The organism is Mycobacterium sp. NBC_00419 (assembly GCF_036023875.1).
Taxonomy (GTDB): Bacteria; Actinomycetota; Actinomycetes; order Mycobacteriales; family Mycobacteriaceae; genus Mycobacterium.
Genome location: NZ_CP107931.1, coordinates 3,667,645 through 3,688,126, shown reverse-complemented (window position 1 = coordinate 3,688,126; position 20,482 = coordinate 3,667,645). Strand labels below are relative to the sequence as shown.

The following is a 20,482-nucleotide window of genomic DNA, read 5'->3' as shown; positions in this document are numbered from 1 at the left end:
GTCAGTCATGACGCAGAGCAGGTCGGGCTCTACGCAATTGCGCCCCGCATACGAGGACGTTCAGGCCCACTACGACATCTCGAACGATTTCTTCGGGCTCTTCCAGGACCCGTCGCGCACCTACAGTTGCGCGTTCTTCGAACGCGACGACATGACGCTCGAAGAGGCGCAGATGGCCAAGATCGATCTGGCGCTCGGCGAGCTGTATCTGCAACCGGGGATGACGCTGCTCGACATCGGCTGCGGCTGGGGTTCGGTGATGAAACGTGCCGTGCAACGCCACGACGTGAACACGCTGGGCTTGACGCTGAGCCGCAACCAACGCGCCCTGGGCCAGCAGATCCTCGACGATGTCGACTCGTCGAGGTCGCGGCAGATCCTGTTGCGCGGCTGGGAGGAGTTCGATCAGCCGGTGGACCGGATCGTCAGTATCGAAGCGTTCGAGGCGTTCCCGAAGGACCGCTACGCCGCATTCTTCGAGATGTGCCATCGGATATTGCCCGGCGACGGCCGGATGGTGCTGCAGACGATCATGGGCCATCCGCTGAAGCGCTGGCCGGAGATGGGCATCCCGATCACGATGAGCGACCTGAAGTTCATGCGGTTCATCGCCAAGGAGATCTTCCCCGGCGGGGCGGTGCCGTGCGACGACGACATCGCCGACTTCGCCGGCCGGGCAGGGTTTTCCGTCGAGAGCCTGAACTATCTGACCCCGCACTACGTCCGCACACTCGACATCTGGTCGCAGCGGCTGGAGGCCGCCCGCGAGCAGGCGATCGCCGCGACCTCGGTGGAGATCTACGACCGCTACATGCGCTACCTGGTCGGCTGCTCCGACTTCTTCAGCCGAGGGGTGTCCGAGGTCGGCCAGTTCACGTTGGTCAAGCAGTAGTCAGGCGGCGCCGAAGACCAGAGCCGCGTTGTGCCCACCGAGGCCGAATGAGTTGGTGAGGGCATACCGGTAGTCGCCGGGGCGCGGCCGGTCGACGACGACATCGAGGTCGATCGCCGGGTCGAGGTCTTTGACGTTGCGAGTGGCCGGCACGACGCCGTCGCGCAGCGCCTGCACGGTGAGCACCGCCTCGACTGCGCCGGCGGCACCGAGGGAGTGTCCCAGCGCGGCTTTGGGCGCATACACCGCCGGGGCGCGACCGGGCAGAGCACGCCGAATGGCCTGCGCCTCAGCCAGATCACCGAATGTGGTGCCGGTGGCGTGGGCGTTGACGTGGTCGATGTCGGCCGGTTGCAGCCCGGCCAGCTGCATGGCCCGGACGATGGCATCGGCGGCAAGGGCTCCGGTCGGATCCGGGCGCAGATCGTCGTATCCGTCGGAGTTGACGCCAACTCCCATGAGCCTGGCCAGAATTGGCGCTCCCCGGGCTTTGGCGTGCTGCTCGGTTTCGATCAGCATCAGGGCGCCGCCTTCGGCCAGGACCATACCGTCGCGATGCCGGTCGAACGGCCGGCAAGCGCCGGGCGGGTCGTCGTTGTTCGTCGACAACAAGCCCAGCGCCGAGAACGCGGCTACCGGCACCGCCTCGACCTGGGTCTCCACCGCTCCGCAGATCGCGATATCGGCCTCGCCCAGGACCAGGCGCCGCCACGCTTCGGCGATCGCGCCGGCACCGGCGGCATCGGCCATCACGGGGGTGATCACGCCGGCCTTGGCTTGGCGTTCCAACCCGATCGCGGCGGCGGGGGCATTGGGCATGAACATCTGCACGGCCAGCGGGGACATGGCCCGCAGGCCACGGTCCTCCCAGTCGTTGTACTGCACCGCGATCTCCTCGGTGGTGCCCAGCGCAATCCCGACCGACACCGTCAGCCGGGTGGTGTCCACCTCGGGTGCACCGGCCTGGTCCCACAGCCGCCGGCCCAGGACGGTGGCCATCTTGCCCAGGTAGGACAGCCGTCGAAGTTCGACGCGGTTGAGGTAGTGGTCGAAGTCCTCCTGCAACGGGCCGCCGATGATCACCGGCGAGGAGTACTCGCGGGTGAACCACTTATCGAGCGGGCGGATGCCGCTGGCGCCTTCCAGCAGCTGCTGCCAGGTCTCTTCGGCGTCGGAGGCCAACGCCGTGGTCGACGTCATCGCGGTGACAACGACGTCGGCCAGTCCCTCACCGGTGCGCAACACACCCATAGCCTGCTCACCCCTACACGTGCGTCTTTGACGCTTGGGGTTCCCAATTGCCGGGGAAAGTACGCCTGCGAGAATGGGCCTCTGGCGACGACGAAGGGACGACGGTGTTCTCCGGAATCTTGATCGACAAGGGCGAATCAGGGCAGACGGTCACCGTCGCCGACCTCGACGAGGCACAGCTTCCCGACGGCGACGTGACCGTCGATGTGGAGTTCTCCACGTTGAACTACAAGGACGGCCTGGCCATCACCGGCAAGTCCCCGGTGGTGCGCAAGTTCCCGATGGTGCCCGGTATCGACCTGGCCGGCGTGGTCACCGACAGCTCGCACGCCGAGTTCTCCGCCGGTGACCGGGTGGTGCTCAACGGCTGGGGTGTCGGCGAGACGCACTGGGGCGGCCTGGCGCAGAAGGCGCGGCTGTCCGGCGACTGGCTGATCGCGCTGCCGTCGGCGTTCGACTCCCGCCAAGCCATGGCGATCGGCACCGCGGGCTACACCGCGGGCCTGTGCGTGGAGGCGCTGGTGAAGTTCGGCCTCACCCCCGATCGGGGCGAGATCCTGGTGACCGGCGCGACCGGTGGCGTGGGCAGCATCGCGATCGCGTTGCTCAAGCAGGCCGGGTTCAGCGTCACCGCCGCCACCGGAAAAGACTCGGAGACAGACTATTTGGAGAAGCTGGGCGCATCGACGGTGATCGACCGCGCCGAGTTGGGCGCGGCCGGTAAGCCGCTGCAAAAGGAACGCTGGGCGGGTGCGGTGGACACCGTCGGCAGCCACACCCTGGCCAATGTGTGCGCGCAGACCCGCTACGGCGGCGCGGTCGCGGCCTGTGGCCTGGCGCAGGGGATGGATTTTCCGGCCTCGGTGGCGCCGTTCATCCTGCGCGGGGTGTCACTGCTGGGCATCGACAGCGTGATGGCGCCGCGGGCACCGCGGCTGGCGGCCTGGGAGCGGCTGGCGCGCGACCTCAACCCGGCGGTGCTGGAGACGATCGTGCGCGAGATTTCGCTGGGTGAGGCCATCGCGGCCGCCGGCGAGTTGATGGACGGCACCGTGCGGGGGCGCCTGGTCGTCGACGTCAACCGCTGACATCACAGGGGCGATTCGGCGTCGGCCTGCTATGCTCATCTCAACGCTGGCATCGCAACGCGCTGACCAGTACGTCGTGGAACACATTCACTTCACCGGCCGCAAGGCCGGGTTCAGCTGATAGTGCCCCCCGGGCACACAGTCTCGCGGCGATCGATTTTGCCTCCCGGCAATCTCGCCACCTCTTCATTGCCTGAAAGGCAGCATGACAACGGAATCAACCTTTGCCGGTCTCGGCGTGCCCGCACCTATGGTGCGTGCGCTCTCCGAGAACGGCATCACTGAACCATTTCCTATCCAAGTTTCGACCCTGCCGGACACGCTGGCCGGGCGCGACGTACTGGGTCGCGGTAAGACGGGCAGCGGTAAGACGCTGGCCTTCGCCATTCCGCTGGTCGCCCGACTGGCTGAGGTCAAGCGGCGCTCATCACGGCCGTCCGGCCTGGTCCTGGCGCCGACTCGTGAGCTGGCCACCCAGATCACCGCTGCGCTGACCCCGCTTGCCAAGGTTTACGGCCTGCAGGTCACCACCATCTTCGGTGGTGTGCCGCAGGGCAGGCAGGTCAAGGCCCTCAAGGACGGCGCCGACATCGTCGTCGCCTGCCCGGGCCGGCTCGAGGACCTGATGCGTCAGCGTCTGATCACCCTCGACGCCGTCGAGATCACCGTGATCGACGAGGCCGACCACATGGCCGACCTCGGCTTCCTGCCCGGTGTGACGCGCATCCTCGCCGCCACCCCCGGCGGCGGGCAGCGACTGCTGTTCTCGGCGACGCTGGACAACGGCGTCGACAAGCTGGTCAAGCGGTTCCTGCGCGACGAGGTCACCCACGCCGTCGACTCGGACACCTCACCGGTGGCCGCGATGACCCATCACGTGTTCCACGTCTCCGGCGTGGAAGCCAAGAAGCAGCTGGTGCACACCCTGGCGTCCGGCACCGGACGGCGAATCCTGTTCCTGCGCACCAAGCATCACGCCCGCAAGCTCGCCAAGCAGCTCAACGAGGCCGGTATTCCGTCAGTCGACCTGCACGGCAACCTTTCTCAGCCCGCACGTGACCGCAACCTGGCGGCATTCACCGCCGGGACGGCACGGGTTCTGGTCGCCACCGACATCGCCGCTCGCGGCGTGCACGTCGACGACGTCGAACTCGTGGTGCACATCGACCCGCCGGCCGAGCACAAGGCATATCTGCACCGCTCGGGGCGGACCGCCCGCGCGGGCCGCGCCGGTGACGTCGTCACCGTGGTGCTGCCCGAGCAACGCCGCGACACCCAGACACTGCTTCGCCGTGCCGGTATTGACGTTGCGCCGGAACAGGTTTCGTCCGACTCCGAGTCGGTCCAGGCACTGGTGGGCGAGGTTGCTCCCTACCAGGCACCAAAAGCCGTCGCCGTCGCTGCCCCGCAGCAGCGTCGCCCGGCACCGTCCACCCAGAACCGCCCGCGTACCGGTACCGGTGGTGGGCAACCCGGCCGTCGGCGCGCCCGCCGGCCTAGCTCCAGGGTTGGGGCTAACTAGATTTCGCGCCGGCACTCGCCGGTGCGAAGGATGGGTGTCGCAAGTAGGCATCCAACTGATGAAAGAAGAAAGACAGATGGCACAGGGAACTGTGAAATGGTTCAACGGCGAAAAGGGCTTCGGCTTCATCGCTCCTGACAGTGGCGAGCAGGATCTGTTCGTGCACTACTCCGAGATCCAGGGCAGCGGCTTCAAGTCGCTCGAGGAGAATCAGCGCGTTCAGTTCGAGGTCGGCCAGGGCCCCAAGGGTCCCCAGGCGACTCGGGTGTCCGCGGTCTGATCGGACCACAGACCAACCAAGGGCTGGTACGGCTATGCCGTGCCAGCCCTTGGCATTTGGTCAGCTAGGCGGGATGACCGCAGTCTGCGCGCCGCTCGCCTGAGCGGTCTGGGTGGCGCTCTGCGACTGCGCGGCTCGCACGACACGGTCGGCGGCCTGATACTCCGGACTGTCCTGCTCAGCGATGGGTATGGACATGTCGGCGGCGCGGCGCAGCACCATCATGGCCAGTTGGGGTGTGGTCATGTGCGGAATGACAAGCAGCCGCGCGCAGCCGAGCTTCCCGACGACCACCATGATGCGTTGACGGCTGTCGTTCCAGCGCATCTTCAGTAATGCGGCCGACGATTGCGTGATCATGAGCGGCGCACCGGCTGTCGACGACCAGTTGATGTTGATGTCGACGATCTCGCCCAGTTGCGCATGCAGAGACTCGATGAGTTCGGGTAGCTCGCGTGCCATCGCACCGGTGTGCGGCCACCACGCGCCGTCGATATCGGCGCCGAGGGTTCGATTGAGGGTCAGGCGTACCGGGCTCGCGGTCCGTCGTGGCCCGCGCAGCCCGTTCACGACGAGGCCGGCTTATTCGCTGGGCGGTCGGAGTCGTCGCGGTCGGAGAAGACCGGATTCTGCACGGGCTCGCTGTCCTTGTCGTAGACGGCGGCCTCGACAACCTCGACAGGCTGAGAAAAAAGGTCGGAGTGTTGCATTCGCGGGCCCTTCACGAGGAGGTGGGTAGATCCGCGGACGTTTCACGACAACGCATCACCGCTACTGACGGACCACACCTGACACTACACCCGCAGGCTGTGACCTCAGAGGGTCGACTGGGACGCCCAGGACGCACTCTCCGCCCTCGCAGCCCGCAGGATGCACTCCGCCGTCTCCATAATCGGATTGTTCTGGTCAGCGGCGGACATGGGCATCGACGCCGCCCGGCGCAACACCATCCGTCCCAGCGTCGGTGTCGCCGAGTCCGGAATGACGAGCAACCGCGCTCGGGCGGTGCGCCCGATGACGAATACGAGCCGCTGCCGGCGGTCGTTCCATCCCAGCATCGACATGGAGCCGGACGACAGCGGTTTGAGCACGGGAGCCCCCGCATTCGCAGTCCAGTTGAGCTTGATGTCGAGGATGTCGCCGAGAGCCGACTTCAGTGCGTCGACGAGCGCGGGCAACTCACGTGCCAGCGCTCCCGAGTGCGGCCACCAGGCCCCGTCGATGACGCCGCCCGGACAGGGGGTCAATGAGATGCGCACCGGGCTCGCGAGACGCCGCGCGCTCGAGCTGTGCTTCAACAACGACGCCGACGCGGATTCAACGGATCCAGCCATCTGAAATTCCTTTGGCGTAGCAGGGTTGATCCCCGACGTATCAGCACAACACGATCGCCGCCAATGCGAGATGGACCTCTACGCAGACCCTACACGGGAAAGGGCTGCCCACCGGCACTCTCGCGGTCGGTCTGGGCAGTCCCTGAAGGGTACGGTTGAGTCGACGGGTCCAACCGGACCCCCCTTAAAGACGGCCGGCAATGTCTGACGAATCCCAGCACTCATCCGATCCCGACGCGCACGGCACCGTTCCACAACGCAAAGACTCGAAGGATCAACAACTTTCACTGGGAGTGTTGGCGCACTCCCGCAAAGAGAACGAGAAGCGCCTGCCGATTCACCCGGCACATTTCGACCGGATCGATCCCGGGCTGCGGCAACGTATCTTTCTCGAACACGGCTACGGCGAGCACTTCGACACCGACGCCGACGAGTTGGCCGCTCTGGTGGCCGGCTTCAAGTCACGCGAAGAGCTGATCGATGAGTGCGACGTGATCCTGCTGCCGAAGGTGCAGGCCGAGGACCTCGCGGAAATGAACACGGGACAGGTTGTCTTGGGCTGGCCGCACTGCGTCCAGGACACCGCCCTGACACAGACCGCCATCGATAAGCGCATGACGTTGATCGCCTTCGAAGCGATGAATCACTGGCATGACGACGGCACATTCGCGCTGCACGTCTTTCACAAGAACAACGAGCTCGCCGGTTACTGCTCTGTCCTGCATGCGATGGCACTGGCCGGCACGACCGGCAGCTACGGCCGGCGGCTGCGGGCCACGGTGATCGGATTCGGCGCCACCGCACGAGGTGCGGTCACCGCCCTCAACGCACACGGCGTCGACGACGTGCGCGTGCTGACCAACCGCGAGGTGGCCGCAGTCGCGTCGCCGATCCATTCGACCCAGATCATCCAGATGCGCCAGGACCAGGATGTCCCCGATCGGACGTGGGCGGACTCCTCGAACGGGCCGGTCGTGATGGCCGATTTCCTCGCCGACAGCGACATCGTGGTCAACTGCGTCCTGCAGGATCCTTCCGCGCCACTGATTTTCGTCACGGCCGAGGAGCTTGAGGTGTTCACGCCCGGCACGCTGATCGTGGACGTCTCCTGCGATACCGGGATGGGTTTCAGTTGGGCACGGCCCACCTCGTTCACCGACCCGGTCATCGAGATCGCTCCCGGCGTGCACTACTACGCCGTCGACCACAGCCCGTCCTATCTGTGGAACTCGGCGACGTGGGAGATCAGCCAGGCGCTGCTGCCCCATCTGGCAACGGTGATGGGCGGTCCGGACAGCTGGGGCGGAGATTCGACCATCCCGCGGGCCATCGAGATTCGCGACGGCGTCGTCCTGAATCGGGCCATTCTTGACTTCCAGCACCGCGAGGATGCCTACCCGCACCTGAGCGCCGGCGCTCGCTAGCTGCGGCGCGGCGAACCACTCAGCCGATCGATACCAGCTGGTCGATCGAGTCCCGTGGCAGATCACCGTCGACGATCGCCATGACCTCGAGCCAGGTCAGTGTGATCGAACCCTTGTGGTTGTCCAGGAATGCGGTGTCCGCCGCGTCGCGGCCGGTGGCGATACGCACCAGGGACTGCCGGGGCGCCAGAAGCGTCCCGTCGACCACCCGCCACTGCCCCTCGACGTAGGCCTCGGCCACGGCATGGAAGTCCATCGGGTACAGGCCCGGCGCGTAGACCGCGACGACCCGGGCCGGAACGTTGACCGCCCGCAACATCGCGACCACCAGGTGCGCGAAGTCGCGGCAGACTCCCGCTCCGGCAAGCAGGGTGTCGACGGCTCCGTCGATCGGATCGCTGGAGCCGGGCACGTAGTTCAGCCGGGTGCCCACCCATCGCGACACCTTCTCCAGCAGGTCGGTCGAGTCCAGGTAGCCGCCGAATTCCGTTGCCGCAAAACCATAGAACTTGTCGGCCTCGGCGTAGCGGCTCGGCCGCAGGTACACCGACAGATCGTGCTCGGTGACCGGCGCCGGATCAGTCCGGCCCGTGACCGTCGCTTCGTAGTGCACCTTCAGCGTGCCCACCGGAGCCTCGAGCTTGTGGATCCGATTGCCGTGCGTACCGCTGATCTCCAAGGGAGTGACGGGAGAGCCGTTCAGCACGAACGACAACGCCTCGGAGACCGAAGTGCCCGGGTGCGGCGCGACAGCGATCTGGAACTCCAACGTCGTCGGCTCGGTGATCTCGACTTCGAGATCCGAACCCACCTCTCGCCTCATACCGACACATGATCCATGGCGGGTGGCTCAGCGTCCAACCGGGGAAGGCCCGGCATCAACCGCCCCGGTGCCGTTGCTGTCTCAGGCAACCAGGGCGGCCAGCAGGTCAGGAAGCCTGATCGTGGCGAATCCGATTGCGGCATCGCTCATCCCGTAGGGAATCACCAGCGTATCGGCGTGGACGATCGCCCCGCACGAGTAGACGACGTTGGGGACATAACCGTCGGACTCATCAGCGGCCGGACTCAGGAGCGGCTCGCGCAGCCGGCCGATCACGCGGGTCGGTTCATCAAGATCAAGCAGCAATGCGCCGAGGTGGTAGGTGCGCATCGGGCCGACACCATGAGTCAAAACCAGCCAACCGTAATCGGTTTCGATGGGCGCTCCGCAGTTGCCCAGTTGCAGGATCTCCCACGGCTCCACCGGTTGCTGGATTTCGATTGGGCTTGTCCACACGTACGGTCGATCAGAATAGGTGATCGCATTGGTCTCCCGGCCGGCCCTCGACAAGGCGGCATAACGTCCGTTGATGCGACGCGGGAAGATCGCGAGCCCCTTGTTGGCCGCGGCCGCTCCGACGATCGGCCGTGAGGTGAACGAGTGGAAATCGTGGGTCTCCAGCAGTTGCTGGGCGATGCTCGACCCGTTGTAGGCGGTGTAGGTGGCGTAGTAGGTCACCGATCCGTCCTCGTCCACGAATCGGACAAAGCGGGCATCCTCCATACCGACCGACTCGACGCTCATCGCCGGCCACAGGACACGTTCTGAGAGTGGGATTCGCTTGCGGAAGTCGACGGCGTAGTAGCGGTCTGCGATGGCCCGAACCTGGGCGATGGTCTCCTGGGCATGTCCGCGCGTACGTCGGTGGGATTGCAGCAGGGCGAGTTGGTCGTCAAGCTCGGCCCGGGTGAAGCGGTCACCCAGGGCTCCGAACACATAGTCGAACGCCTCCCCCACGTCGTCGCGTCGGGCCAACTCGGCGCGAAACGTTGCGGCGTCGAGAAGGGCGGGGCCGACCCAGCCAAGCGTGGCCAGCGCTACCGGGCGATCGATCCGAGGGTTGCCTGCCGAATCGATCACCCCGCTGCGAAAGCCGATCGAAGAGACGTGTCCTTCCCCGATGCCGCGCACGCTCATGACGAATCGCAGATCACCCTTGCGCAAGCCTGACTGATCGGGATCGGCCACGATGCTGGGATTGCACAGGGCAGCCCCTTCGATCGCATACTCACTCGTGAAGACTGCGCCCAGCAACAACATCCGGGTGTCTGACAGGGATTGGCCAGGCCCGAGTCGATCCGTGAGTTCGCGCGCGTGCTGACGGAAGGTGTCGGCGAGATCGCGGTGGCGTGGGTCGAATCGGGTGATCACGTCGTGCAGTGCGATCAGTACGTCCTCATCCGCCAGAGCGAGAACACGGTCGAGGACCAGCCCGGCACGGGAGTCCTGGTGGTCGAACCCCTCCTGCCCCGGCACGAAGAGCCGACTGATCACCCGAGTGGGGTCGGCCACCAGTCGCTGGGTGCTGCGGGTGGCCATCGCGGTTGTGGACGTCATTGCTGAAGCAGCGATAAACGACGGGCATGCTGCAGGGTGGCGATGACCGCGAGGGTGGACTCCGCACCTTGGTTGCGATTGACCCCGTCTGCGTGCAGGCCGTCGAAACCGGCCCCGGTCTGGGGGTCCCACATCAGCGCGTTGGCGTCGTTGGAGCCCTCGAACCAGGCTGCCGCGGCCCGGACACCGTCCGGCCAGGTTGCACTGGCATCGACTGCGGATGCCCGGGCACAGGCATCAGCCAGGGCAGAGACCTCGATCGGCTGCTGATCGAACGCGGGTTTGGGGTCCTGTGGTCCGCGGCCGGCCACCGGCGTGGGCGACAGATGACCGTCGCCGGTCTCGACACCGAGCAGCCAGGCCAGCAGTTCGAGTCCGCGCTGCCACAGTTTCGGCGCTTCCAGGGCGACGCCGGCTGCGATCATCGCTTCGGCGAACACCGCATTGGCATAGGCCAGCCGCGGCTCGGGCCAGGGCCACGCCTCGTCGCCGTTGGGTGCGGGAATCGACATTGCATAGTCGGTGATCAGGCTCAGGGCGGCGCTATGGTCGGGATACGCCGAGATGACTTCAGCAGCGCCCAGTGCCGCGTAGGCCATCGCCCGGGGGTGCGGCGAACGAACCTTGGCGGCCCGTTCGAACTGGATCAAAGCCGACTTGCGCACCCAGGTGACCTCGCTGTGTGCGGCCGCGGTACCCAAACCCCACACGCATCTACCCCAACAGTCCTCCAGGCTCGCCTCATCAACGAACTTGCCTGCGTTGTCCATCCGGTTGCGGCAGGCGCCGGTGAGCGCCTGCGCCTCGCCGAGGAACCGCAGCGCTACCCCGGCAAGGCGATTGACGTCCCCGGATGGATTGGGCTCCCGGGTGGTGACGACAAGGACCCGGGCTACGTCGTCGGTGCAGTAGCCGTGGCTGGGGTCGGGTTCGTCGAGAAGGGCATGCTCGAACGTGCCACGACGGTCCGTCATCTTGATCAGGTGATCGAAGACGGGGGCAGAAGAATCGGCTGTCATACGGATGCCGAGCGTTTGGCGCGCAACCGTTTCGCCAATGTCAGATAGTCACCGGCAACCATCGACCACGCCATCGTCGGCGCGATCTCACGTGACCTGGCGGCCATTTCGCCGGCCAGACAGGGTTGAGTCAGGACGCTGCGCAGCGCCGCGGCCAGCTGGGCAGGGTCATCGTGGTCGACGACGATCCCGGTGCCGTCGCCGAGCAACTCGACCGCATGCGGGAACTTGGTGGCGACCACTGGGCGGCCGTTGGCGATCGCATCCACCAACACCCCGGAGGTGACCTGATCGGTCGAGTCGTACGGCAGCACCACCACTGCGGCGGACTGAACCAGCGTGCTCAACGCGAGGCCGTCGCGGTAGGAGGGGTCGAAGTGCACCGAGTCGGCCACTCCGCGATCGGCCGCCCGGGCAATGAGCGACTCCCGATAGCTTTCCCCCTCGGCAGCAAGCACTTTGGGGTGGGTACGACCGGCGACGACGTATCGGGGACGGCCCGGCAGGTCGCTCAGCGAGGGCATGACGTCGATGACCCGCTCGATGCCCTTACCGGGCCCCAGTAGACCCCAGGTCAGCAGCATCGGTCGCCCCGAACGCTTGACCCGCATACCGGTCGCCACCGTGACGCCGTGGGCGATCGTGGACACCTTTCGGGGGTCGACGTCGTAGCCGCCGCAGAGACGATCATTGGCTGCCGCGGTCATGACGACGACATGGTCGGCCATGGCGACGATGGTCTCCAGGACAAATCGCTGATGCGGCGTCGGTTCGGTCAGGATCGTGTGGGCGATGACGATCGCGGGCACCCGCAGGCCGCCGATGAGATCGATGACATCCTCGCCGTCCGCGCCGCCGTAGATGCCGTACTCATGCTGAACAACCGCAACGTCATTGGCGTTCAACAGATCTGCGCACGCGGCCGTCGATGCCGACGATCCCAGGACCAGTTCGCCGACGACTGTGACGTCGTCAGTGGATGAAGCGTCGCCGATCCGCACCACGGCCACCTCGACACCGTTGGCACGCAGCCCCTCGGCCAGCGCCGCGCTGAAGGAGGCCAGGCCGCACCGTGTCGGAGGGTAAGTGCTGATGATCCCGACGCGCTTGACATCCAGAAAGTGTTGTGGCGCAGCAGAATACGTCAAAGAAGAAAGGGTCGATAGAAAACTCAAGGTGATCCCGCCTGGCGGTCGTCACCGGCGTGCCCGGCGTGAGCTGATGCTCGGCAAGTTCAGCGGCGGACAGCTGACTCATCCCGGACTGGCTGGGTTACCAACAGTGTCTACGTTACACCCCTGGTCACGGCTCTCGCCGGGCGCGGGCTCGACGCACAGCCTCGTCGACGACGCTACGGGCAACCTCGGCCAGCTTGCGCTGCTCGGCCTGACTGATCGCCCGGAGGTGTTCGAGCGCGTCCTCGGTGCTGCGTCCGGTGCGGCCGCGGATGACGCCGACCGCCTGGTCGATCACCGGCCGGATGAGCAGCGTGGCCTGGAGCCGGTCGGTGAGCGCCAGCGCCTGGGCGAGAATTCGGGCGTTGTGCACGGCTACCGCGGCGGGTTTGGCGAACAGTTCTCCGAGTTCGCAGGCGTGGCGGTCGAAAGCATCCTTGTCGCGGGAGTACACGCCGATGGCGCCGACCACATGATCGCCGACCAGCAGGGGCAGGGCCAGCACGCTGTGAATGCCCAGCCGTCCCGCGCGGGGACCGAACCGGGGCCACTGCCGCTCACCCCCCAAGGATCCGGAGTACACCGGGTGCCGTTGCTCAGCGGCGGTGATGCAGGGCCCCTCACCAAGGGTGACGTACTGGATGCGGTCGATCTGTTCGACCAGCTCGGCGCTGGCGGCTGACGCTTCGACCCCGATGTCGGGGGGCTGACCCCGCAGCAGCACCACGCTGACACCATCGGCTCGCGGTATCGCACTCGCCGCGAACGCCGCGACGTCGGCCAGCAGTTCGGGCAGCGGTCGGCTGTCCGCGACCAAACCCGCGAGATCGGCGATGCCGGCGCGCAGATTGGCGTCGTCGGAAGTCTGTGATTCCGCATCGTCTTGGCTCGCCCGCGCCATCGGATCAGCCTACGTCCATCCCGTCGCGGCCCCGGGCCCGGCTTTCGCGTGTACCGTCGGCTGGACGGGACCTAGCCACCGGCCCCCTGATGAAAGGGCGCCCTCAGTGTCTGACAAATCCCCTCGGCAGTCCATGACGAAGAAGGCCGGAAAGTCGTTGAAAGAGAAACGGGCCGACAAGCGCGGCAAGAGCGACGGCACGGCGAGTGACCCTGTGCTCAACATCAAGCGTCGCTGACCTCAGCGGGCTATTCGCGCGAAAATTATTGTTGACGAATAGTTTTCGCGTTCAATCGGTGAGGGCGTAGAGTCGAGGGCATCGGCGGTACGTCGCACAATCCAAAGTCGCTTCGTCGCTGACAATTTCGGTCGCTTTGCGGCCGACAGGCAGGAGCGTCTCATGACGCAGACCCACACTCGATCATCCCATGGCTGGCAGCAGACCCCTCCCCAGGAGACGCCACGGCTCCGGTTGAAACCCAAGGCTCCCCTGACGGGTCGGGTCGATGGCGCCTGGTGGCCGCACAGCGACAACCTCGAAGCCGAAGTGCCGGACCTGCTCGCGGTCCTGTCGGTCCGGCTCGGCCCGATCACGTACGTGCTCTACAAGTTGACCGAGTGGGTGAAGGCGCCCGCCAAGATGCTGGTCGGCGATCGCACGGTGCGGCTCGCCGGCTACCAACGCCAGCCGGACCACACCGTCGAGGTCCAGGGAATCGGCGGCGGCAAGCTCGTGCTTCTGGTGGTACCCGCCGCAACGGATCCTGAACGGGCACATGACATCATGATGGCCGCAGCCACACCGGACGACGCTTCAACGATCGAGAATCTGCTGGCACCCGCTCGGGGCTAGCCGGGCGTTAGTCGCGCACGACGGCGTCGGCGGCGGTGCAACGGTCGTTGTGGTGCAGTTCGATGTCGGCGGCGAAGGCGCGTAGTGCGCTGCGGATCATCCGTGCGGTGCCGTCCGGGTGCCGACAGGCACCGCGGCCGTCAACCAGCCGGACGATCCGTCGAATCTCCTTGGCCACAGCATCATTGGCGCGACCGTACGCGAGTTCGTCGACCAGCTCCGCCAGCCGCGGCAGGCCGTTGAGGCACGGTCCGCACTGGCGGGCACTCTCGTCGGCCAGATAGCCCACGATCTCGGCGGTGCGCGCGAGCCCGCACTCGGTTCGGCCCAGCGCGTGGATGATGCCGGCGCCAGGGCTGGCCCCCAGCTCCTTCAGCCCGGGCCTGGACAGCCGTGCGCCGGCGAAAGCATCTGCCGTCAACCAACTTCCGTGATAGCCACCGACCAGGACCGCGGAGACCCCGCGTGGGTCGATCAGGTCGGTGAGCGGTGTGCCCGTCGGCACCTCCAGCACACCCTGATTGTCGACCGCACCGGACAGGGTGACCAGCATGGTGCCGGGCTCGTCGCGCTCACCGACGGACCGGAACCATTCGGCACCGTAGCGGGCGATCAGCGCGATATGAGCGAGTGTTTCAACGTTATTGACCAGGGTGGGGCGTCCGCGCACACCGGAGATCGCGGTGGGGACGATACGGTCGCGCGGCAGGGCCGGGCCGCCTTCGATCCGCCGGACCACCGATGATTCCTCGCCGGCGACGAACGTGTCGGGAGCCTGGACCACGGTGACCCGATTCGGGCGTTCGGCCAGCGCTGTGGTGACCGCGGGCATCGCGTCGGCGTGCACGTAGAGATACAGCTTGTCGGCGTCGACCGCCGCGGCGGCGGCTTCGAGACCGTCGATCACCAGATGCGGTGCCCTGGTCAGCAGCATCGCATCCTTGCGGCTCAACGGTTCGCCTTCGGCGCCGTTGCCGACGACCACCGGTTTACCTCCGGTGACCGCGCCGATCTTGCGCGCGGTGGGAAAGCCTGCGCCACCACGCCCGGACAATCCGGCTTCGCCGATGGCCGCGACGAGGTCGGGTCCGACCTGTGGCATGGGACCGAAATGGCTCTGGTGTGCAGTGATTCCGGGCCCGCGCGCGCCCAGCAGCCGGGCGTCACGCATCGGCGTACTCGGTGAAGTTGGAACGCAGTCGCCACACCAGGCTGGCGGCCACGATCAGGGCGCAGCAGCCGGCAAACGCCAGGAACCACACGCGAGCGGTGTCGGTGCCATTGCCCAGGGCGTGGGCCATCGCGATCGGCCACAGCAGATAGGTCACCCAGTGGATGACGCGGAACACCTTGAGCCCCAGCCGTTGTCGTAGCAGGCTGGTGATGATGACAATGAGCAGCACATCGAAGGCGACGGTGCCCAGCCCCTGCCACAGCGGCCGGTAGGCACCGAGGAACGGCACCACGAAGTCGATGAGTCGAAGTTTGGCGTAGGGGTCCATGAACAGCAGCCCCATGTGCAGTAGCACGAGAAGTGTTGCGGCCAGGGCGACGAAGCGGTGCACGTCGGCGACGGCGAAGCGCGGCAGCACCACCAGCGGGCGACCTGACCGGGTGGCGATGCCGAGCGCCACCGAGATCGTCATGAACGCGAGCGCGACGATGCCGTTGCCACGCCCCAGCGCCCACAGGGCCTCACTGGTCATGACCCGCGCGAGACCGTCACGTGCGGGGAGAAGCTGTTACCGCCCGACACGGTGGCTCCGCCGGCCGGGACGTGGCTCTTGCGGATGGGAAACGAGGACTGACCCGAGCCCGAGGATGAGGACGACGACGGAGCCTGCTGCTGGACGGGCGCCTGCTGGACGGGTGCCTGCGTGTACTTGGGGGTGTAAGTCGGCGGAGCGGTGTAGGCCGGCGTGTAGGTCTGCACGGGTGCCTGCACGACGGGTGCCTGCACGACGGGAGCCTGCACGACGGGGGCGTCGGTGACGACCGGGTCGGCGGGCGGCGGCGGGGCGTCGACCGGCGGGGCCGGCAGCGGCGCCACCACCGGCGGCGCGGGTGCCAGGACCTCGGGTGCCGGGGCCTCCGCTGCGGGCGGCGGCTTATAGGTGTCGGCGTAGGCCAGGGCGGAGGCCCCGGCCACTCCGGCGACGCCGATTCCGGCCAGCGTCCACGAGGCGACGGCGGCCCGGCGGAACCCGGAACGAGGTGTGTTCATGTCCACGAGAGTGGCAGCCGATTTTTAGGCCGCTCAAAGAACTCGCTATGGGCCCGCTAGGTGGTGACCAAAGGCCCCAATGAAAGCTCTGACCGCCGCTTTCAGGTCGATTCGTGCCATTGTGGAAACGTGAGCAACTGGAACGACACCACCATCGAGTCCGGCGAATACAGCGTCGATGACGACAACCAGCTGCAGGCCGAGGACACCCTCGTCGACCGCGGCGTCGACGACATCCTCGACGAGGGAATCTCCCCGCCGGAGCGGCCGTACGCCAAGGCTGTGCTCGACCATCCCGGCAAAGAGACCCTCGATGAGCTGCTGGCCGAGGAAGAGCCCGATCCGCTGTCGCGACTGAACAACGTGCTCGACGAGTTGGAACAGGAACGCTCCGATGACTCCGAACGCGAATCGGAGTTCCCCCAGGACGACGAGGTGGGCGGCGCGCGCTCAGGCCGGCTGGTGGCCGCCAACCTCGGTTCCGGTGCGGACGACGACGCCGAACTGTTCGCCTCCGACGTCGGCATCGACGGTGGCGCGGCATCGGCCGAAGAGGCCGCCATGCACATCATCGGCGAGGAGACCTAGAGCCGAGTCACTCGGCCGTGCGTGCTTCAGCGCGGTACGGTCGATGGGGCTGACTCACCAGCCCCGCGGAAGCGTCACGGTGGCGATCTGGACACCCCACCGCACCGAAGTTCCGGTGAGAGACGCAAGCCGACCCGTAGTTCCGGCGCTTGGCATACGCAGATTGCTGCGCAGCCACGACCTTGCGGGCCGCGTCCTTGCGCGGCTGGCACAAGGACATTCATGAGCCAGTTCACCGAGACGATGTTCGGAAACGCTCAGTGGAGTGTGAACGGCATGGTCACCGGGGAGCCTGATGCTCCGGTCCGGCACAGCTGGGCCGACGTGCACGAGCGCGCCAGCCGGATCGCCGGCGGACTGGCCGCCGCCTGGGTGGGCCCGGGCGACGCCGTGGCCGTTCTCGCCGGTGCCCCGGTCGATATCGCGCCGACCGCGCAGGCGATCTGGATGCGCGGGGCGTCGGTGACGATGCTGCACCAGCCCACCCCCCGGACCGACCTGCAGCGTTGGGCCGAGGAGACCGCGGCGGTGATCTCGGTGATCGACGCGAGAGCAGTGGTCGTCTCCGACCCGTTTTTGGCGGCCGTACCGCTGCTGACCGGGCTGGGGATGCAGGTGCTGATCGTTGACGACCTCGCGCAGGCACGCGCGGTGCGCCCGGTGCCGACCGCAGAGACCGACCTGGCCTTGCTGCAGCTGACCTCCGGGTCGACCGGCTCGCCCAAGGCCGTGCACATCACCCATGCCAACGTCGTGGCCAACGCCGAGGCGATGTTCGTCGGCGCGGAGTTCAACCAGGCGTCCGACGTGATCGTCAGCTGGCTGCCCTGCTTCCACGACATGGGCATGACCGGCTTCCTGACCGTGCCGATGTACTTCGGCGCCGAGTTGGTCAAGCTCACGCCGATGGACTTCCTGCGCGATAACTTGTTGTGGGTCAAGCTGATTGACAAATACAAGGGGACGATGACCGCCGCCCCCAACTTTGCCTACAACTTGCTGGCGAAGCGTTTACGGAACTCGGCGACACCCGGCGAGTTCGACTTGTCGTCGCTGCGATGGGCGCTCTCGGGAGCCGAGCAGGTCGACCCGGCCGATGTCGAGGAACTGTGCGCGGCCGGCGCACCCTACGGATTGCGGCCCGAGGCGATCGTCCCCGCCTACGGGATGGCCGAGACGACGGTGGCAGTGTCATTTTCGGCCTGCGGTTCCGGCATGGCCGTCGACGAGGTCGACGCCGATCTGCTGGCCGTGCTGCAGCGAGCCGTGCCCGCGGCCCGGCACAACGTCCGTCGCCTGGTGACCCTGGGTCGCCCGCTGGACGGACTGGACGTCCGCATCGTCGACGAGGACGGCGCACTGCTGCCGACCCGCGGCGTCGGCGTCATCCACGTCCGCGGCGAACCCGTCACCCCCGGCTACACCACCATCGCCGGATTCGTCTCCGCGCAGGATGACGAGGGCTGGTATGACACCGGAGATCTGGGCTACCTCACCGAGAACGCCGAGATCGTCGTCTGCGGCCGGCTCAAGGACGTCATCATCATGGCCGGGCGCAATATCTATCCCACCGACATCGAGCGGGCGGCCTCCCGCGTCGAGGGCGTGCGCCCCGGCTGCACGGTCGCGGTACGGCTTGATGCCGGACATTTCCGCGAATCGTTCGCGGTGGCCGTGGAGTCCACAGCCTTCGATGACCGCGACGAGGCGCGCCGGATCGAACGCCAGGTAACCCACGAGGTGGTCGTCGAGGTCGAGGCCCGGCCCCGCCGGGTGGTGGTGCTTGCTCCTGGAACCATCCCGAAGACTCCGTCGGGCAAGTTGCGGCGAGCTCACGCCATGTCTTTGGTCGTCTGAGGTGGACGCGTAGATTCAGCCTCACGGGGTACGTACTGTGCGCATTTGCCACTGCGTAGGGAAGTGAAGGGGCGATGGCCGAGTACGACTACGACGTCCAGCCCGGCCGCAAGCTGCCCCCGGAACCCGAACTGTCACCCGCGCGGCTTCAAGCCGACGAGTTCGACCTCAACGCCGGGCTCAGCGGTGTGGCCAAGATCGTCGCAGGAGCCTGTTCCGTCGACGAAATGCTCAGTCAGGTAGCACAATTCGCCGTGCGGGCCATCCCGGGCGTCGACGGCGCAGGGGTTACGCTGGTCGGCTCGGACGACGTCTCTGGCAACGGTGCGCAGCCCCATGTGCAGGCATGGTCGGCCACCGCCGACTTCGTCCGCCTCATCGACACCGTGCAGTACGAGGAACTCGGCGAAGGGCCGTGCATCACGTGCGTTCGGACGCGGCGGCCCGCCGTGAGCGGCTCACTGGGCAGCGACCGCCGGTGGCCGCACTTCGGCGGCAGGGTGGCGCGCATGGGAGTGCACTCCGTGCTGGCTCTGCCGCTGACCATCGGCCAGCAGGTGATCGGTTCGATCAACTCCTACGCCCACGGCCGCGATGCGTTCGCCGAGCACGCGGTGCAACTCGGAATCCAATTCTCCGGGCCCGCCGCGGTGTCGGTGTACAACGCGCAGTTGCTGGCCAGCACCCGGCACCGCACCGCGCAGCTGCAGTCGGCCCTGGGCAGCCGGGCGGTGATCGACCAGGCGATCGGCATCATCCGCAGCCGATCGGGCGCCACCGCACAGGAGGCGTTCGAGCGCCTCACCCGCATCAGCCAGACCGAGCACATCAAACTGGCCGAGGTCGCCGAGCAGATCGTCGACGAGGCCGTCCGCCGGGCCCGAGCGCGTCAGCAGTAGCCGACGCTCACTGCGTGCGGGCCAGCTCCGATATGGCCCGCACGATCTCGGGCCGGGTATGGCGTTCCCGCATCAGCCGCCGCGCGACATCGGTCAGGTGCTCGCCCCGCGAGCGGCTGTAAGTGCGCAGCAGCTGGAATGACGTGTCCACCGACACTCCGACCATCTCGCTGAGGAAGCCTTTGGCCTGCTCGACGAGCATGCGTGAGGCCAGCGCCGAGCGCAGCGGTGCCACCACGGTGGCCAGCGTCGGCGGGTGTTCCTGCAGGACCGCCACACAGGCGATGTGGGCCAGGGTCTGACCGACGAGTCGATCCGCTTCGCTGAGCTCCCCGGGGCTGGTGTCGAACAGGCCGAGCGCGCCCAGCACGGAACCGGCTGCCCGCATCGGCACCGCGTGCACCGCAGCGAAGCCGGCGTCCACGGCGGCGGGGACGAACTGCGGCCACCGGTCGGCTTCGCTGCGCAGGTCGGGGACCAGAACCGGCTCACCGGTGCGGTAGCACTCGATGCACGGTCCCTGCTCAGCCTGCAGCTGAAACAGTTCGAGTTCACGGGTCTGCTCGGAGGTGGCGGCCAGCAGATGAAGTCGTTGCAGCGGATCGGCCAGCAGGAATCCGGCCGAGGCGACGTCGAGCAGTTCGGCACAGCGTTCGGTGAGTTCGGTGAGCAGATCGACGACGTCGAAGTCGTCGAGCAGGCGGTCGACCAGCGATACCACCGCGCTCAGCACTTGGGTTTCTCGGAGGTTGTCGTTCACCATCGCGGCCCTCCCGGCCTTGGCGTGGATGAGCA

The 20,482-nt window shown here is 66.9% G+C and carries 23 protein-coding genes; 10 read left to right on the top strand and 13 right to left on the bottom strand.

Features of this window, described 5'->3' with window-relative positions; translation table 11 throughout:
- The first annotated feature begins 7 nt into the window (after positions 1-7).
- Positions 8-892, top strand: coding sequence for a cyclopropane mycolic acid synthase family methyltransferase (locus OG976_RS17580; RefSeq protein WP_328351302.1), 885 nt, complete (start codon positions 8-10; stop codon positions 890-892).
- Here the strand turns inward: OG976_RS17580 and OG976_RS17575 are convergent, their stop codons facing one another.
- A complete protein-coding gene (locus OG976_RS17575; RefSeq protein ID WP_328351300.1) occupies positions 893-2,143 on the bottom strand; it encodes a KasA/KasB family beta-ketoacyl-ACP synthase in 1,251 nt (416 codons plus the stop codon).
- 104 nt (positions 2,144-2,247) lie between these two features.
- Here OG976_RS17575 and acuI point away from each other — a divergent pair, with 104 nt between their 5' ends.
- The 3 genes from acuI (at position 2,248) to OG976_RS17560 (ending at position 5,033) form a co-directional block, all read left to right on the top strand.
- Complete coding sequence (gene acuI, locus OG976_RS17570; protein WP_328351297.1) at positions 2,248-3,231, top strand: acrylyl-CoA reductase (NADPH); 984 nt, start codon at positions 2,248-2,250, stop codon at positions 3,229-3,231.
- Positions 3,232-3,436: 205 nt separating this feature from the next.
- Positions 3,437-4,753 (top strand): DEAD/DEAH box helicase, encoded by a 1,317-nt coding sequence (locus OG976_RS17565; protein ID WP_328351294.1) that lies wholly within the window; start codon positions 3,437-3,439, stop codon positions 4,751-4,753.
- Between the two features lie 76 nt (positions 4,754-4,829).
- On the top strand, positions 4,830-5,033 hold the full coding sequence (locus OG976_RS17560) for a cold-shock protein (RefSeq protein ID WP_163806794.1): 204 nt from the start codon (positions 4,830-4,832) through the stop codon (positions 5,031-5,033).
- Between the two features lie 60 nt (positions 5,034-5,093).
- On the opposite strand, the gene OG976_RS17555 is transcribed toward OG976_RS17560, so the two are convergent.
- The 3 genes from OG976_RS17555 to OG976_RS17545 all read right to left on the bottom strand — a co-directional run bounded on the left by OG976_RS17555 (position 5,094) and on the right by OG976_RS17545 (position 6,367).
- A complete protein-coding gene (locus tag OG976_RS17555; protein WP_328351288.1) occupies positions 5,094-5,603 on the bottom strand; it encodes a DUF5994 family protein in 510 nt (169 codons plus the stop codon).
- Positions 5,600-5,743 carry a hypothetical protein gene (locus tag OG976_RS17550; RefSeq protein WP_328351285.1) on the bottom strand — a complete coding sequence of 48 codons (144 nt, stop codon included), beginning with the start codon at positions 5,741-5,743 and terminating at the stop codon, positions 5,600-5,602. Before OG976_RS17550 ends, OG976_RS17555 begins: the two co-directional genes overlap by 4 nt.
- Before the next feature lie 105 nt (positions 5,744-5,848).
- Complete coding sequence (locus tag OG976_RS17545) at positions 5,849-6,367, bottom strand: DUF5994 family protein (RefSeq protein WP_328351282.1); 519 nt, start codon at positions 6,365-6,367, stop codon at positions 5,849-5,851.
- A gap of 200 nt (positions 6,368-6,567) precedes the next feature.
- On the opposite strand from OG976_RS17545, the gene OG976_RS17540 reads away from it, so the two are divergent.
- Positions 6,568-7,791, top strand: a complete 1,224-nt coding sequence (locus tag OG976_RS17540) for a N(5)-(carboxyethyl)ornithine synthase (protein WP_328351279.1) — start codon at positions 6,568-6,570, stop codon at positions 7,789-7,791.
- Between the two features lie 19 nt (positions 7,792-7,810).
- Here the strand turns inward: OG976_RS17540 and OG976_RS17535 are convergent, their stop codons facing one another.
- The 5 genes from OG976_RS17535 to OG976_RS17515 all read right to left on the bottom strand — a co-directional run bounded on the left by OG976_RS17535 (position 7,811) and on the right by OG976_RS17515 (position 13,266).
- Positions 7,811-8,614, bottom strand: a complete 804-nt coding sequence (locus OG976_RS17535; RefSeq protein WP_328351276.1) for a transglutaminase-like domain-containing protein — start codon at positions 8,612-8,614, stop codon at positions 7,811-7,813.
- An 81-nt stretch (positions 8,615-8,695) separates the two neighbouring features.
- Positions 8,696-10,171 carry a glycoside hydrolase family 130 protein gene (locus OG976_RS17530; protein WP_328351273.1) on the bottom strand — a complete coding sequence of 492 codons (1,476 nt, stop codon included), beginning with the start codon at positions 10,169-10,171 and terminating at the stop codon, positions 8,696-8,698.
- A complete protein-coding gene (locus OG976_RS17525) occupies positions 10,168-11,190 on the bottom strand; it encodes a glycosyltransferase (protein WP_328351270.1) in 1,023 nt (340 codons plus the stop codon). Before OG976_RS17525 ends, OG976_RS17530 begins: the two co-directional genes overlap by 4 nt.
- Positions 11,187-12,338 (bottom strand): glycosyltransferase, encoded by a 1,152-nt coding sequence (locus OG976_RS17520; protein WP_328351267.1) that lies wholly within the window; start codon positions 12,336-12,338, stop codon positions 11,187-11,189. Before OG976_RS17520 ends, OG976_RS17525 begins: the two co-directional genes overlap by 4 nt.
- Before the next feature lie 154 nt (positions 12,339-12,492).
- Entirely contained in the window at positions 12,493-13,266 is a 774-nt protein-coding gene (locus OG976_RS17515) for a GAF and ANTAR domain-containing protein (RefSeq protein ID WP_328351264.1), read from the bottom strand.
- 106 nt (positions 13,267-13,372) lie between these two features.
- Here OG976_RS17515 and OG976_RS17510 point away from each other — a divergent pair, with 106 nt between their 5' ends.
- Entirely contained in the window at positions 13,373-13,504 is a 132-nt protein-coding gene (locus OG976_RS17510) for a hypothetical protein (protein WP_328351261.1), read from the top strand.
- Between the two features lie 162 nt (positions 13,505-13,666).
- On the top strand, positions 13,667-14,119 hold the full coding sequence (locus tag OG976_RS17505; RefSeq protein WP_328351256.1) for a DUF5994 family protein: 453 nt from the start codon (positions 13,667-13,669) through the stop codon (positions 14,117-14,119).
- 7 nt (positions 14,120-14,126) lie between these two features.
- Here the strand turns inward: OG976_RS17505 and OG976_RS17500 are convergent, their stop codons facing one another.
- Genes OG976_RS17500 through OG976_RS17490 form a run of 3 tightly spaced genes read right to left on the bottom strand, consistent with a single transcriptional unit; the run spans position 14,127 to position 16,343 of the window.
- The gene (locus tag OG976_RS17500) at positions 14,127-15,290 is read right to left on the bottom strand and encodes an NADH-ubiquinone oxidoreductase-F iron-sulfur binding region domain-containing protein (RefSeq protein WP_328351253.1); all 1,164 of its coding nucleotides are present in this window, start codon (positions 15,288-15,290) and stop codon (positions 14,127-14,129) included.
- Entirely contained in the window at positions 15,283-15,825 is a 543-nt protein-coding gene (locus OG976_RS17495; RefSeq protein WP_328351250.1) for a ferric reductase-like transmembrane domain-containing protein, read from the bottom strand. Before OG976_RS17495 ends, OG976_RS17500 begins: the two co-directional genes overlap by 8 nt.
- Positions 15,822-16,343 carry a hypothetical protein gene (locus tag OG976_RS17490; protein ID WP_328351247.1) on the bottom strand — a complete coding sequence of 174 codons (522 nt, stop codon included), beginning with the start codon at positions 16,341-16,343 and terminating at the stop codon, positions 15,822-15,824. Before OG976_RS17490 ends, OG976_RS17495 begins: the two co-directional genes overlap by 4 nt.
- 129 nt (positions 16,344-16,472) lie before the next feature.
- Between OG976_RS17490 and OG976_RS17485 the strand changes: the two genes are divergently transcribed.
- From OG976_RS17485 to OG976_RS17475, 3 genes are all read left to right on the top strand, one after another.
- A complete protein-coding gene (locus OG976_RS17485) occupies positions 16,473-16,931 on the top strand; it encodes a DUF5709 domain-containing protein (RefSeq protein WP_328351244.1) in 459 nt (152 codons plus the stop codon).
- Positions 16,932-17,153: 222 nt separating this feature from the next.
- A complete protein-coding gene (locus OG976_RS17480; RefSeq protein ID WP_328351241.1) occupies positions 17,154-18,788 on the top strand; it encodes a fatty acyl-AMP ligase in 1,635 nt (544 codons plus the stop codon).
- Between the two features lie 74 nt (positions 18,789-18,862).
- A complete protein-coding gene (locus OG976_RS17475) occupies positions 18,863-19,687 on the top strand; it encodes a GAF and ANTAR domain-containing protein (protein ID WP_328351238.1) in 825 nt (274 codons plus the stop codon).
- Positions 19,688-19,694: 7 nt separating this feature from the next.
- Here the strand turns inward: OG976_RS17475 and OG976_RS17470 are convergent, their stop codons facing one another.
- Positions 19,695-20,450, bottom strand: coding sequence for a GAF and ANTAR domain-containing protein (locus tag OG976_RS17470; RefSeq protein ID WP_442930351.1), 756 nt, complete (start codon positions 20,448-20,450; stop codon positions 19,695-19,697).
- Positions 20,451-20,482: the final 32 nt, after the last annotated feature.

Bases quoted from the DNA above. Each gene is read 5' to 3' on its own strand.
- OG976_RS17490 (WP_328351247.1), bottom strand. From the start codon at position 16,343: ATGAACACACCTCGTTCCGGGTTCCGCCGGGCCGCCGTCGCCTCGTGG.
- OG976_RS17530 (WP_328351273.1), bottom strand. From the start codon at position 10,171: ATGACGTCCACAACCGCGATGGCCACCCGCAGCACCCAGCGACTGGTG.
- OG976_RS17540 (WP_328351279.1), top strand. From the start codon at position 6,568: ATGTCTGACGAATCCCAGCACTCATCCGATCCCGACGCGCACGGCACC.
- OG976_RS17475 (WP_328351238.1), top strand. From the start codon at position 18,863: ATGGCCGAGTACGACTACGACGTCCAGCCCGGCCGCAAGCTGCCCCCG.
- OG976_RS17580 (WP_328351302.1), top strand. From the start codon at position 8: ATGACGCAGAGCAGGTCGGGCTCTACGCAATTGCGCCCCGCATACGAG.
- OG976_RS17525 (WP_328351270.1), bottom strand. From the start codon at position 11,190: ATGACAGCCGATTCTTCTGCCCCCGTCTTCGATCACCTGATCAAGATG.
- OG976_RS17545 (WP_328351282.1), bottom strand. From the start codon at position 6,367: ATGGCTGGATCCGTTGAATCCGCGTCGGCGTCGTTGTTGAAGCACAGC.
- OG976_RS17500 (WP_328351253.1), bottom strand. From the start codon at position 15,290: ATGCGTGACGCCCGGCTGCTGGGCGCGCGCGGGCCCGGAATCACTGCA.
- OG976_RS17515 (WP_328351264.1), bottom strand. From the start codon at position 13,266: ATGGCGCGGGCGAGCCAAGACGATGCGGAATCACAGACTTCCGACGAC.
- OG976_RS17560 (WP_163806794.1), top strand. From the start codon at position 4,830: ATGGCACAGGGAACTGTGAAATGGTTCAACGGCGAAAAGGGCTTCGGC.
- OG976_RS17480 (WP_328351241.1), top strand. From the start codon at position 17,154: ATGAGCCAGTTCACCGAGACGATGTTCGGAAACGCTCAGTGGAGTGTG.
- OG976_RS17550 (WP_328351285.1), bottom strand. From the start codon at position 5,743: ATGCAACACTCCGACCTTTTTTCTCAGCCTGTCGAGGTTGTCGAGGCC.
- OG976_RS17495 (WP_328351250.1), bottom strand. From the start codon at position 15,825: ATGACCAGTGAGGCCCTGTGGGCGCTGGGGCGTGGCAACGGCATCGTC.
- OG976_RS17565 (WP_328351294.1), top strand. From the start codon at position 3,437: ATGACAACGGAATCAACCTTTGCCGGTCTCGGCGTGCCCGCACCTATG.
- OG976_RS17470 (WP_442930351.1), bottom strand. From the start codon at position 20,450: ATGGTGAACGACAACCTCCGAGAAACCCAAGTGCTGAGCGCGGTGGTA.
- OG976_RS17575 (WP_328351300.1), bottom strand. From the start codon at position 2,143: ATGGGTGTGTTGCGCACCGGTGAGGGACTGGCCGACGTCGTTGTCACC.
- OG976_RS17535 (WP_328351276.1), bottom strand. From the start codon at position 8,614: ATGAGGCGAGAGGTGGGTTCGGATCTCGAAGTCGAGATCACCGAGCCG.
- OG976_RS17505 (WP_328351256.1), top strand. From the start codon at position 13,667: ATGACGCAGACCCACACTCGATCATCCCATGGCTGGCAGCAGACCCCT.